The organism is Kordia periserrulae (genome assembly GCF_003054265.1).
Taxonomy (GTDB): domain Bacteria; phylum Bacteroidota; class Bacteroidia; order Flavobacteriales; family Flavobacteriaceae; genus Kordia; species Kordia periserrulae.
Genome location: NZ_QBKT01000005.1, coordinates 14,810 through 27,563, shown reverse-complemented (window position 1 = coordinate 27,563; position 12,754 = coordinate 14,810). Strand labels below are relative to the sequence as shown.

Genomic DNA, 12,754 nt, shown 5'->3' with positions numbered 1-12,754 from the left:
TTTTTATAGTTTTCTACTTAGATTAATTCTTTTAATGCGATTTCGAAAGCGGTTTTACTCACATCTACTTTTGAAGCATTTCGCTTGAATGTGTTTTGCAACGCTTTTTTGATGATTTTGGAAGTATCTTCAAAAATGGCTTCGTCGGTCATGGCAACTCTACGCTCCATAAAATAGGCAAATACTCTTGCCATTCCACAGTTTGAAATAAAGTCGGGAATAAGACTCACCTTTTGGTCTGTATGCTCCATAATTGGCCCAAAAAAGATTTCTTTATCTGCAAAAGGTACGTTTGCACCACAGGTAATAACTTCCAGTCCTGTATCAATCATTTTATCAATTTGCTGTTGCGTCACCAAACGTGAAGCAGCACATGGTGCAAATATTTCGGTTGACAATTCCCATACGCGTTGATTCATTTCTTCAAAAGGAATCATATGGTCTGCCACGAGTGTGTTTCCATCTTTTTTGAGGAACAACGCTTTAATTTCTGCATGAGAGAAACCGTCTTCGTTGATAATTCCACCAACTCTGTCAATAATTCCGACGATTTTTGCGCCCATTTGCGATAAATAATATGCTGCAGCGGCGCCAACATTTCCAAAGCCTTGTACAACAGCACGTTTTCCTTCCATAGATCCGCCATAAATATCATAAAAATGACGTGCGGCTTCGGCAACACCAAAACCTGTAATCATATCGGCTACCGTATATTTTCGGGAAACATCTGGGGAATATTCGGCACTTTCAATAACTTTGATAACACCTAAACGCAACTGACCAATTCTGTTGATTTTATCAGCTTCTGTCGGTTTAAAATGTCCATTAAAAACGCCTTCTTGCGGATGCCAAACACCGCTATCTTCTGTAATTGGGATCACTTCGTGAATTTCGTCAACGTTTAAATCACCACCTGTTCCGTAATAACTTTTTAACAAAGGAGCTACTGCGTTGTACCAGCGTTTTAAAACGCCATTTTTGCGAGGATCTTGCGGGTCGAAGTTAATTCCTGATTTGGCACCTCCAATGGCAGGTCCGGAAACGGTAAATTTTACTTCCATTGTTTTGGCAAGCGAAAGTACCTCATTCATATCCAGTCCTTTGCGCATGCGTGTTCCGCCGCCGGCTGCACCACCGCGAAGCGAGTTAATTACAGTCCAACCTTCCGCTTCTGTTTCTGGATCTTTCCAGTTGAAAACAATTTCAGGTGCTTTGTTTTCGTATATCTTGAGTAATTCTTTCAAAGGTTTATTTTTGGTATTCAATAGTTTCTAATCTCGCAAATATAAAAATTGTTCGCTTGTTTAAAGAATCCTTAACGTACTATTTAACGTTATGATAATCGTAATCCTACATAAAAATTTGTTTTAGTTTTGACGATATATTTTTCCCGAACTATGATCTTTGGCTGCTCCCGTGACACTTTGTAAGCAATTTACTTCTTCGCGTAAGCGTAAAACTCCCAAAAAACCAAAAATTAAGGCTTCTTTGTATTCTATGAGTTTTTGCGAAGGTTTTACTAGCTGTACTTTTTTATACTCGTGAATTTTTTCTAATAAATAATCATTGTAAGCTCCGCCGCCAGTTACCAAAATTTTGGCATCTTTTGTAAAGTTTTGCGCCAATTGTCTTGCGACATGCTCCGTAAAAGTACGCAGCAAATCAATTTCTTTTGCAGAAGAAGCTTCTAATCGTGGAAAAATTTCTTCTTGAACCCACTCCAAACCAAGTGATTTTGGCGGTTTTTGTCGGTAATATGGTAGGTTGTTGAGTGCTGAATCTAAATTTAACAAATGTGTTCCCGATTTTGCTAAGTTTCCTTTGTCATCATACGGAAATCCTAATTGTTTGGCATATTTGTTTAAGACGATGTTTACAGGACATATATCGTAGGCGATACGCTTTCCGTTTTCGTGAAACGATACATTGGCAAATCCGCCTAAATTCAAACAGTAATCGTATTCCGAAAACAGCAATTCATCACCAATGGGCACTAACGGCGCGCCTTGCCCACCTAATTCCACATCTTGCACTCTAAAATCACATACCACCGTTTTTACGCAATTCTTAAGTAAAACGCCTAATTCGGGTACATTTCCAATTTGGTATGTAATGCCGTTTTCGGGTTGATGCAAAATGGTATGTCCGTGAGAGCAAACAGCATCTAAACTTGTGAGGTTGTGCTTTTCAATAAATTTTTGAATGGTATTCGCTAAAAAGCGTGTATAAGAAACATCAAGTTGTTCAAGTTTTTCTTTACTGTAATGAATGGCTTCTCGCAATTGCTGCTCAAAAGTAGGATTGTACGGAATTGTTTCCGCGACTAGAATTTCAAATTTCCAGCGTTCATTTTTCTCGAATTGTATATAGGCGATATCAATTCCGTCAAGGGAAGTTCCCGACATTATACCAATCACGTTGTATTGACTCATGTTGTAAATGTATTTAAAATTCGCTGTTTTGAATTCGCTTTTCGACAAGATTCACATTTTCATCACATACAAATTAAGAATTCTTAAAAATAAAAGCCTATTATTGAAAATCTGCTATTTTAGAATTATCTTTGTGCGACTTTTTTAAAAATTTACTAATACAATATATAATTATGAATTTTAATCTTACAGAGGAACATATGATGATTCGCGACGCCGCGAGAGATTTTGCAAGAACGGAATTACTTCCTGGTGTTATAGAACGTGATAATAAACAAGAGTTTCCAAATGAGTTGGTTCGTAAAATGGGCGAATTAGGTTTTATGGGAATTATGGTTGATCCAAAATATGGAGGAAGTGGTATGGACACGATTTCATATGTGTTGATTATGGAAGAATTATCTAAGATTGACGCTTCTGCCTCTGTGATTGTATCAGTAAATAATTCACTCGTTTGCTATGGATTGGAAGCGTTTGGAACGGAAGAGCAAAAACAAAAATATTTAACCAAATTAGCAACTGGAGAACAAGTTGGCGCTTTTTGTTTGAGTGAACCAGAAGCAGGAAGTGACGCAACATCACAAAAAACTACAGCGATTGACATGGGCGACCATTATGTAATTAACGGTACCAAAAACTGGATTACAAGTGGTGGACGTGCAGATGTGTATTTGGTCATTGCACAAACAGATAGAGAAAAAGGACACAAAGGAATCAATGCATTTATTGTAGAAAGAGGAACGCCAGGATTTGACATCGGTCCTAAAGAAGACAAGTTGGGAATCCGCGGAAGCGACACGCACACCTTACAATTTAACGATGTAAAAGTGCCAAAAGAAAACCGAATTGGAGAAGATGGTTTCGGATTTAAGTTTGCCATGAAAACACTTTCTGGTGGACGCATCGGAATTGCAGCACAAGCCTTAGGAATTGCTTCTGGAGCGTATGAATTGGCATTGAAATATTCGAAAGAGCGTAAAGCTTTTGGAACTGAAATTTGCAATCACCAAGCTATTGCGTTTAAGTTGGCAGATATGCATACAGAAATTACCGCTGCACGCCATTTGGTAATGGAAGCTGCTTGTAAAAAAGATGCAAAAGAGAATTATGACATGGCAAGTGCGATGGCAAAATTGTATGCTTCAAAAGTTGCTATGGAAGTAACAGTAGAAGCTGTACAAGTACATGGTGGAAATGGTTTTGTAAAAGAATACCATGTGGAGCGTTTAATGCGTGATGCTAAGATTACACAGATTTACGAAGGAACTTCTGAAATTCAGAAAATTGTAATTTCAAGAGGTGTGTTGAGAGATTAAAAACAATCGATTTATATAATTTTAAAGCGTATTGATTTGTTCGATACGCTTTTTTTGTATCTTGTTGTCAACCAAAAACCAATACATTATGAACAAGTCTATAAAAATGGTATTACTCATTGCAGGAATTGCATTAATCGCTTATGGTATTTATATGGTGATTAGTCCAGAAACTTCTGTAGATATAGCGGTTGCTGAAATAGAAGGACAAGACAACACCAACGCTTTTATTACGATTGGACTCGGAATTGTTGCCTTACTTGGCGGTTTGCTTGGTGGAAAGAAATAATTTTTTCGATTAAAAACGATAATCAACTCCAAAACCGAGTGCGTTTATAGTAACACTTCCCAATTGGTAATGATTGAATCCGCCGTGAATAGCAAATCGTTTTAGGTGATATCGTGCTTGGAGTTTGAATTCGTCAATGGAAGAATCATTGATGAGCGTTTGTTTCCATAGTGCGCTTACACTGTACGGTTTTTTCAAAAATACCTCAACTCCAATTTGGTAGGCAAATCCTGTTTCGTCTACACCACTACCAACATGCGTAGCTCCGATTCCCCAAAAAGCTGTGACATATTTTTCACGAACTCTGTAGTAATTCAGCATAAATGACGTTGCGCCTAAATCATTTTTAGGTGTTTCTTCAAAAAAGTGCAAATGATTTACTTCTACACCAACCAACGGAACAAAGCGAAAATTAAGTTGTATATCATTTCCATAGAATTCGTTTCCGCTTGTAAAAAACGTGTTTGAAATGGTCAATTGACTTCTTTTGAGTGGCACATTTTCGTCACCAAACGCATATTCGCCATGCGAACCGTCGGCGTAAGGATAGTCGTAGAAATAGCGCGTTTCCATGTTTCCAAACAAAATTCCAATCGTAGCATGATAAGCAATTTCAATAAAAACACTATCGAAGAAACCAACGCTGTCGTTACCGAAATCGTCATCATTACTCCAGCGTGCGCTAGAACTACTAGAACTATTACTATTCCCAGAAAGGTCTTCTTTAGCACGATTGAGTTTTCCTTGCGCGTGACTCAAATTAAACAATAGACAACACAACAGCAACGAAAGCGTCATTTTTGGTTTCATACAATTGGTTTTAATGTTGCTGAAAATTGCATCAATAAGAGTGCCAAAAAAAGTATTTTACAAAATCACAACAATTGAAGTTAACTCGAAATTCTTCATTTTTGAAAAACCGTCACCTGATTTTTGTTAATAGCAATGGTCAAATTTGAATCTTCTTGTTCATCATAATAAATTTCTACTTCTTTAAATTCATTTCCGATTTCGATGGTTGTTTTTGATGGTTTCATGTAGTCATTATTTTGGTTTGTATAAATATCACCCAAAAACCCGCTGAATGCAATACTTAATTATACGTATATTTGAATCCTTAGTATTAAGGAAGTTGATACAACAAATAGAAAGCTAAATAGTATATTTTTAAAAAACTTACGATTGATAGCTGCTATATTTCACATGGTCTTACTGAATCTTATATTGTGTTCTTCATGGAGAAGTCATGCATCGTCATAAGACAACTTATAAATTCGAGATAGCTTTTTTTAAAAATTCTCAAGCACATTCTTCATAAAAAATCTTGAAAGAAAAATCTACAAAATATCTTTATGCGCACTTTTTTCGACGCAACTTGTAACGTCTTCGTAAAAAATCAGTCAGATATAACGCTAAATTCTTATATTTAAAGCTTAGTTGAAAAACGACTGTATTTGCAATACCGTATTCCTGTTTTTTAACAGTATAAAACCAACTTTAAAAACATTCATTAATAAAAAACAATAAAGTATATGGCTGACGATTTTGATTTATTAGAAACTTCTGGCAAAGAACAAAAACAAAAAACCAATGATAAAGTAGAATGGGGAAAAGCAATTGACCAAATGAAGTCCAAACTTTCCCAAGAAGAAAGTCCAGAAGTACGCCAAAAAATATTAAATGCAACGCTTGATAATGTTGTGGAAATGGCTGAAAAAGATCGAACTTCTCTGTTAGATGCCATTAAAGACTTAACCGATTATCAAGATGAAGTCGGAATCATTTTTGAGCGTTTTTCAACGTTGAATGATGAAGAACAACGCGTCATTGACAATGCACAAAAAGAACTCGACAAAGCCAAATTAGAATACCAAGCGGCACTCGACAAACCTGATACATGGTGGAATAATTTGTGGGGACGAAAATCGCGTATCAAACGTGAAGAATCTGAATTGGAACAAGCACAAAAAGATAGAAAATTTGCCGATTCTAAAGCAAAAGAAATGTTTCAAAAACGTATTGAAAGCTCAGATACCGAAACGTTACTGAAAGAACTTTCGTTTAAAAGTCAAGCTGCGGTGAAACGTTTGAAAGATCGTGAAGTGGAAATCAAAGAAGTTGAGGACAGACTGCAAGACGCAATTGTAGAAGCAAGCAAAAACCACACAAAAGCACTAGAAAAGAAAGAGGAAACAGAAGCGGAATTGGAAAAGCAAAAAGCATTGTTGAGTCAGGCGCGACAAGAATTGGAAGAAATTGTAGACAAGCAATCTCCTGAATATTCGGAAGCGTTGGCAAAAATTACCCAATTAGAGCAAAAAGTAGAAGAGCTGGACGGTTTGCGCACTGCGTACATCACCTTAGCAGCAAGTAAAGACAGCTTCGTTCATAAACACAACTTAACGATTAAAGTATTGACTTCGTTACGTAGTAACCTACAAACACATAGAGCCAAGCTAAAATCCGATACAGAAGAACGTATTCGTTATTACGACGGTTATGTAGTTGCTTTAAAAGCACGTACCGACCAAGAATTCGCGGCGATTTTAGAACACTTAGGTATCAAAACCGATGAAAAAATTGGGGAAACCTTAGCGGCAATGTACACAGCAAGCTCAAAAGCACGTCAAGATATGATGGAAAACATTCCTGTTCATGAAAAAGTGATGAAAGGTATTTACAGCAGTTACGCTGAATCGTTGCAAGAAATTCGTGAAAAGGACGTGGAAATCCGCAAAAACTTTGCAGACCGTTATGGAATTGACATGAAGGAATTGTTTGAAGAATATTATAAAAACAGTGAAAATCCTGCTACAGGGAATGCTGGCGGAAATGATGATGCAACGGCAAGTAGTGGCGGTGCTGGCAACGGATCGCCTGCAAAAGATACGGGAACTGACGATTTGTTAAGTTAAATTACAACACAAACGATTCTTGAAAATTGCATAAAGGATAGCGGTATTGTTGGAGCTCTTTTGAGTTGGATTCCTGCCTACGCAGGAATGACAAAGCAAAAAGCGACTACCGATACCTGACCGCATCGCAGATATGCCAAAAAAACACATTATAAAACGTTTACATGTCTATAAACGATATCACAACACCATTAGATTCCGCAGCGTTAGACTCGGAAGCGCAGTATGATTTGTATTACCGAATGGTGATGCATGTTTTGGATGAATTTGAAATCAATTTGGTGGAATGGAATCATTATCGAATTTGCACGAATGAAGAACAAAAAGCGCTAGAAGAGTATTGTAAACGTTTGGCGTTTTCGCTTCGTGTGATGCAACTAAAATACCGTTTTGACGAAGAGCAGATGAAAGTCGATTTGACCGAGTCTGGTTTTCCAAACTATTTAGAATTGCGCTACATTCACAACGACTTGGAATTAAAAGATGAATTTAAAGCCAAATTTCCTGATGCTGATGAATTTAAAAAGAAATTCTTGCAGCAACTTCTAGTCAACAAAGAACATGTAAGCAAGCGCGATTTGTTTGAAGCTTCGTCATCACTGTATTACAGTCGAATTCAAGAAGAAAAAATATTTAAAAAGTTTGTGCTTGGGAAGATAAAAAAGACCCAAAGTACGTTTGCAACTTATGTACTCGATTGGGCTTTTTACGATGTCACGCTCAACAGACCGTTTATTTGTTTTATGTATTTTGATTACAAATACGATGAAAAAGTGGAGCAGGAAATTTACCAAACTATACAAGATTGTGCCGATCGTTATCAAGATTTGAATAATATGGCGTACATGATTGACAAACGGTTAAAGCATGTATTTCCACGTAAAATAAAACGTGTCGATTTGGGAATTTTACACAGTATTTTTTCAAAAGACGATCATGAAATCACGCAAGCCTTGCTGAAAGCCATTGCGGTAAAAGATGTCAAACTCAATTCGTTTTCACTCACAACTACGGTAGAAACCATCGATTCGGTCAACTCTTCCAAAGTGAGCAATGAATTTTTATCCTTTAAAAAGCAAGAAATTCAAGTATGGGGCGATATCAAAACACACAAATACATTCTCGCGCCACACCGAGTGATTCAGTTATTATATGGAAAAATTCCAAAAACCATCATTCACCTACATCATGAACCCTTTGAAGTAGAAGAATTGCCTGAAGTTTGATTTGTTGGGTGTTGGGTTTTGGGTATTAGGTTTTAGTGTTGAATGTTGAATGTTGAATGTTGAATGTTGAATGTTGAATGTTGAATAAAATTTAGTCACTAAAAAGAAAACATTGGTACATTTTCAAATTATCAAATTGGCACATCAGTAAAAACGTCACTTCGAGTGATTTTTCGTAGAAAAATTGTATCGAGAAGTACTTTGAAAACAAAACTGTTCTCGACTGCGCTCGAACTGACAAATAGAATAAACATAAAAGGTTAGTTGAACAAATCGACGAATTGACGAATCGACAAAAAACAAACAACGAAGAACAAAAGCAAAGCGAAAAACATGGAGAAACAACCGACATTTCCTATCAAAAAAACAGAATTGCAAATCTTACGCGAAGAAGCTTCTTCGTTTATCAAAAGTGTGCAATGGGAACAAGGTTATAAAGCAAGAAACAGAGACGGAAGTAAAGAGCAGGAAGACATTTTACTATATCTTTCCAAAGCAAAAGGAAGTGCTGGTGCGGACGCAATTTCCATCTCGAAAACCATTTTAAATCTCAAAAAACGTTTATTACCCGATTCTGTAGCATTGCCGCTTGCGCTGAATGAAACCTTATTTCAATTGCAAGAAGCGATTGCCATCGGATTGTGGATTCGCGATAGTTACTACGACGCTTCTGGATTGTCAATTCTGCATGAAAAACGCGCAGGATTATCTTCTGCACAACGCAAAGAATACGAATCCAAACAACAAACTTCAACAGCATTTATGGTGTTTAGTTTGGCGTATTATATGGTTTCCAAACTCAAAGAAAAAGCATCGGAAGACAACACCGTAATGCATCACAAATTTGCCGGAATTCCAGAAGTTTCACTCTTAACACCAACTAAGGGAATTTCGTGTCAGTTGTTCTATTACGATAAATACATGAATCACCCGAATTTGATCAACTCTGAACAAGATGTGATTGACTTTACGGTAATGTACTTTGAAGCCTATTTGGACGAAATCATGCAACGGAAAGGAGCACTTGACCATACAGATGTCATTACCGATAGAACCTATCAACTAGAAGACTCTGACTTTTCTATTGCAGGTTGGGAAACTGTTTTTACAGGAAATGCCACGAGTGTGGAATTCAATCCGATTCGTTTTGAGCAAATTGTCGGAAACAAAGACGCCAAGCATTTTGCCAAGCGTTTGGTAGAGCGTTTGATGAGTTACGACTTGGCAACCAAACGCAATCCGTTTCAAGAATTGGGCGGTTTTATGCCTGTTTTTATGGGATACGGAATTCCAGGAACGGGAAAAAGTATGTTGATTGCAGCAATTGCAACTATGTTAAAAGAACGCTGTGATCATTTGGACATTCCATTCTTATTCCATCCAATGCCAGATACTGTCGTTTCTACATTTCAAGGTGGATCGGCAGAAAAAATGGTACAATGGATGAAACCGATGCAAGACCCAACACGATTGATTTTTGCGCCGATTGATGATGCTGAAAACAATTTACAAGAACGAACCGCACAAGGTGTTTCTGCGGGAGTTAAGGAAGTCATTGGTGTATTTTTACGTTACACGGAAGGTGCGTATGCGGTAAATCATGGAAACAGTTCTATCGGATTATTTACAAATTTGCCTGAGCAATTGGACAAAGCTGTGATTTCAAGAATTCAGGGACGTTTCAAAATTGACGGGGCGCGTACGGAAGCAGATTTCTTAGATCAAGATTATATTTGGTGGTCTAAAATTGAAAAAACCTTGCCTGGCTTTGTTTCGATGAACGATCATAAATCGTACACGTATTTGAGTGACCAGACTTTAGCGAATAGCGCTGGCGAAATTCTCGGAAATATTACCGAACCTTCGGATGAGAAAATCAAGAGAATCTTCAACAATACGTTGCAAAACACCACGCTGAACGACCATCTTTTTTACGCGAATTTATACGAAGCGGTACAGAAAGAGTTTCCGTTTTTCTCTTCACGAGATATTCGAAACATTCAAAGTGCCATTTCGCTGCGTTTGACAGATTTTAACTTGGAAGACGATTGGTTTGAAAATCCTGAATTGTATTTCCAAAAAGATTACGACACCAAACTCGGCATGTTAAAAGAATTGATGAAAGCCAACATGAAAGGCTTAAACTTTGCCGAAATTCGAAAGCAAGAAGTCATTCGCTACTTAGACAATGTTGCCACCATTGCAGATACGGATTTCTCTCGAAAAGTAGACCAACAAATCATGCAAATAAAAATTGCCGCAGAAGCGCGTGATCGTTTTGAGGAAAGATTAAAGTAATGATAAAAAAATTAACCTTTATACTGCTCTTTTGTGTGTCATTTAGTAATGCACAAAGTCATTGGACGTATTTCTTAAGACAAGAATCCATCGAGAAACACGCCGATAAAAAGTTTGTGCTTTCTGCTCAAGTAAAAGCCGAAAAGCTATCAAACGACGGTGCTGCAATGTTATATGTGAGAATTTCCAATAAAGATAGAAAGGAAGTCTTTCTTGATAACATGCGTAATCGCCCAATCAAAAAGAATGAGTGGAATTCGTATCAAATTGAAGGCACATTGGATTCGGACGCCTCATCGATTACTTTTGGAGGAATGGTGAGAGGAAAAGGTATATTCTATTTTGATGATTTCGAATTAAAAGTACAGGAAGCTGATAACTCATGGACTACCATTCCGCTGAAAAATGCAAGTTTTGAACAAAAAGGATTTGGAAAAATGATTCGCTTTTGGGTGAAAGATGCTAAAAATAAAGACTACGAACATCATTTTAGTGAAGATACTTCTGATTCTAGCATCGGTAAATTTTCTCTAGTTTTTAAAAGTGTATTTGATACAGAAGAGGTTAACAACTCTTTCAAAAGTAAAAAACTAAACGCTAATAATGAGGCTATTTTAATAGAAAATATTTCGGTAGTCGATGTGGTTTCTGGAAAAGAAAAAATACAAAGCGTATTAATTCGCAATCAAAAAATTGTGGAAATCAACAAAAAAATTGATGTAGAAGATGCCGATATTTTAAAAATTGACGGAAGTGGAAAATGGTTACTTCCAGGTTTAATAGATGGACACATACACTTATTTCAATCGGGAAGTTTGTATACACGTCCAGATGCTTTTGATTTACGAAAATATCATCCCTACGAAGAGGAACGCGAGTGGTTACGCGAAAATGCGCCCGACTTATTAAAACGCTATTTACAAAACGGAATTACCACCGTAATTGATGTTGGCGGACCAATGTATAATTACAAAATTCGTGATTTTCATAATGATCAAACTCAATTTCCAAATTTATATTTGACTGGTCCGTTAATTTCAACCTATCAACCCGAAGAATTCAATATTGAAGATAGTCCAATTATCAAAGCAAATTCTCCTGAAGAAGCTATTCAACAAGTACGTAACCAATTGCCTTTTAAGCCTGACTTTATTAAAATTTGGTATATCAACAATGGAGATCCTGAATTGAACTATAAAATTGTAAAAGCTACTATTGAGGAGAGTCACAAACATAATTTAAAAGTAGCAGTGCATGCTACCGATTTAAAAACGGCAAAAAACGCCTTAAAAGCAAACGCTGATATTTTAGTACACAGTGTACGTGAATCTATTGATGATAAATTTCTTCAAGCCATTAAAAAATCGAACGTATGTTACATTCCCACATTAATGGTGAGCAATCAATATGCAGAAGCATATTCACAAGAAATTTCATTTACTGATGAAGAACTTAGATTCACCAATCCTTTTCCAGTAAAAAGTTTTCAAGATTATAAGCATTTAAAAAATGATACGTTATTTTCCAAATACAAAAAATCTGGCCTGAATTACAAAAACTATTTAAAGAAAATTGATGTGATAGAAGCCGAAAACTTAGCACTTCTTCAAAAACACAACATCAATATTGCCACTGGAACCGATGCTGGAAATATAGGAACGCTACACGCTACTTCCTATCAAAAAGAAGTAAAACTAATGCAAAAAGCTGGCTTGTCAAATCTAGAAGTAATTCAAGCATCTACTATAAACGCAGCAAAAATTCTAGACAAACAAAACGAAATTGGAAGTATTGAAGTCTCAAAATTGGCAGACTTAATCATTTTAGAAGCAAATCCGTTGCAAGATTTAAAAGCACTGCAAGAAATTACTCATGTTATAAAAGCTGGCAGCATTTACAAAAGAGAAGATATTCTTAAAGAATCACCTGAAAATATTGTGCAAAAGCAAGTAAATGCGTATAATCTAAAAAATCTAGCGATGTTTCTTGAAAGTTTCAGTGATGACGTTGAAATTTACACATTTCCAAATACACTTGAAATAAAGGGTAAAGAAGAATTAAAGGCTAAGTATGCTACTTTTTTTGAAAAATACCCAAAATTACATTGTGAAATTTTAAATCGTACAATCAAATCAAATACCATCATTGACCATGAACGTGTTACCTATACAGAAGGAGATTATGGTGAAACTATTGCGATTTATAAAATAGAAAATGGAAAAATAGCAAAAGTATATTTTATTAGAGATTAGTTTTATCTTTAAGTAAATCCTGTATC

Annotated in this window: 10 protein-coding genes; 6 read left to right on the top strand and 4 right to left on the bottom strand. The window is 36.3% G+C overall.

The genetic code is table 11. The features are described from left to right. Positions 1-17 precede the first annotated feature (17 nt). Positions 18-1,244, bottom strand: coding sequence for a Glu/Leu/Phe/Val dehydrogenase dimerization domain-containing protein (locus C8N46_RS11205; RefSeq protein WP_108115290.1), 1,227 nt, complete (start codon positions 1,242-1,244; stop codon positions 18-20). A 123-nt stretch (positions 1,245-1,367) separates the two neighbouring features. Continuing rightward, complete coding sequence (locus tag C8N46_RS11200; protein ID WP_108115289.1) at positions 1,368-2,432, bottom strand: anhydro-N-acetylmuramic acid kinase; 1,065 nt, start codon at positions 2,430-2,432, stop codon at positions 1,368-1,370. Positions 2,433-2,605: 173 nt separating this feature from the next. Here C8N46_RS11200 and C8N46_RS11195 point away from each other — a divergent pair, with 173 nt between their 5' ends. Further along, complete coding sequence (locus C8N46_RS11195) at positions 2,606-3,748, top strand: acyl-CoA dehydrogenase (protein WP_108115001.1); 1,143 nt, start codon at positions 2,606-2,608, stop codon at positions 3,746-3,748. An 88-nt stretch (positions 3,749-3,836) separates the two neighbouring features. After that, positions 3,837-4,037: an LPXTG cell wall anchor domain-containing protein gene (locus C8N46_RS11190; protein WP_108115000.1), complete on the top strand. Its 201-nt coding sequence runs from the start codon at positions 3,837-3,839 to the stop codon at positions 4,035-4,037. A gap of 9 nt (positions 4,038-4,046) precedes the next feature. Here C8N46_RS11190 and C8N46_RS11185 read toward each other — a convergent pair whose 3' ends face one another. Together C8N46_RS11185 and C8N46_RS20975 are read right to left on the bottom strand one after the other, a co-directional pair. Continuing rightward, complete coding sequence (locus C8N46_RS11185) at positions 4,047-4,847, bottom strand: hypothetical protein (protein WP_108114999.1); 801 nt, start codon at positions 4,845-4,847, stop codon at positions 4,047-4,049. A gap of 95 nt (positions 4,848-4,942) precedes the next feature. Further along, positions 4,943-5,074 (bottom strand): hypothetical protein, encoded by a 132-nt coding sequence (locus C8N46_RS20975; RefSeq protein WP_262498077.1) that lies wholly within the window; start codon positions 5,072-5,074, stop codon positions 4,943-4,945. 495 nt (positions 5,075-5,569) lie between these two features. Here C8N46_RS20975 and C8N46_RS11180 point away from each other — a divergent pair, with 495 nt between their 5' ends. The 4 genes from C8N46_RS11180 to C8N46_RS11165 all read left to right on the top strand — a co-directional run bounded on the left by C8N46_RS11180 (position 5,570) and on the right by C8N46_RS11165 (position 12,728). After that, a complete protein-coding gene (locus C8N46_RS11180; RefSeq protein WP_108114998.1) occupies positions 5,570-6,952 on the top strand; it encodes a coiled-coil domain-containing protein in 1,383 nt (460 codons plus the stop codon). Between the two features lie 164 nt (positions 6,953-7,116). Beyond that, entirely contained in the window at positions 7,117-8,178 is a 1,062-nt protein-coding gene (locus C8N46_RS11175; RefSeq protein WP_108114997.1) for a hypothetical protein, read from the top strand. A 333-nt stretch (positions 8,179-8,511) separates the two neighbouring features. Then, complete coding sequence (locus C8N46_RS11170) at positions 8,512-10,476, top strand: AAA family ATPase (protein ID WP_108114996.1); 1,965 nt, start codon at positions 8,512-8,514, stop codon at positions 10,474-10,476. Then, the gene (locus C8N46_RS11165) at positions 10,476-12,728 is read left to right on the top strand and encodes an amidohydrolase family protein (protein WP_108114995.1); all 2,253 of its coding nucleotides are present in this window, start codon (positions 10,476-10,478) and stop codon (positions 12,726-12,728) included. Before C8N46_RS11170 ends, C8N46_RS11165 begins: the two co-directional genes overlap by 1 nt. The last annotated feature ends 26 nt before the right edge of the window (positions 12,729-12,754 follow it).

What these genes read in the sequence shown, in the direction of transcription:
- C8N46_RS11200 (WP_108115289.1), bottom strand. Translation starts at nt 2,432, where the DNA reads ATGAGTCAATACAACGTGATTGGTATAATGTCGGGAACTTCCCTTGAC.
- C8N46_RS11195 (WP_108115001.1), top strand. Translation starts at nt 2,606, where the DNA reads ATGAATTTTAATCTTACAGAGGAACATATGATGATTCGCGACGCCGCG.
- C8N46_RS11190 (WP_108115000.1), top strand. Translation starts at nt 3,837, where the DNA reads ATGAACAAGTCTATAAAAATGGTATTACTCATTGCAGGAATTGCATTA.
- C8N46_RS11185 (WP_108114999.1), bottom strand. Translation starts at nt 4,847, where the DNA reads ATGAAACCAAAAATGACGCTTTCGTTGCTGTTGTGTTGTCTATTGTTT.
- C8N46_RS20975 (WP_262498077.1), bottom strand. Translation starts at nt 5,074, where the DNA reads ATGAAACCATCAAAAACAACCATCGAAATCGGAAATGAATTTAAAGAA.
- C8N46_RS11180 (WP_108114998.1), top strand. Translation starts at nt 5,570, where the DNA reads ATGGCTGACGATTTTGATTTATTAGAAACTTCTGGCAAAGAACAAAAA.
- C8N46_RS11175 (WP_108114997.1), top strand. Translation starts at nt 7,117, where the DNA reads ATGTCTATAAACGATATCACAACACCATTAGATTCCGCAGCGTTAGAC.
- C8N46_RS11170 (WP_108114996.1), top strand. Translation starts at nt 8,512, where the DNA reads ATGGAGAAACAACCGACATTTCCTATCAAAAAAACAGAATTGCAAATC.
- C8N46_RS11165 (WP_108114995.1), top strand. Translation starts at nt 10,476, where the DNA reads ATGATAAAAAAATTAACCTTTATACTGCTCTTTTGTGTGTCATTTAGT.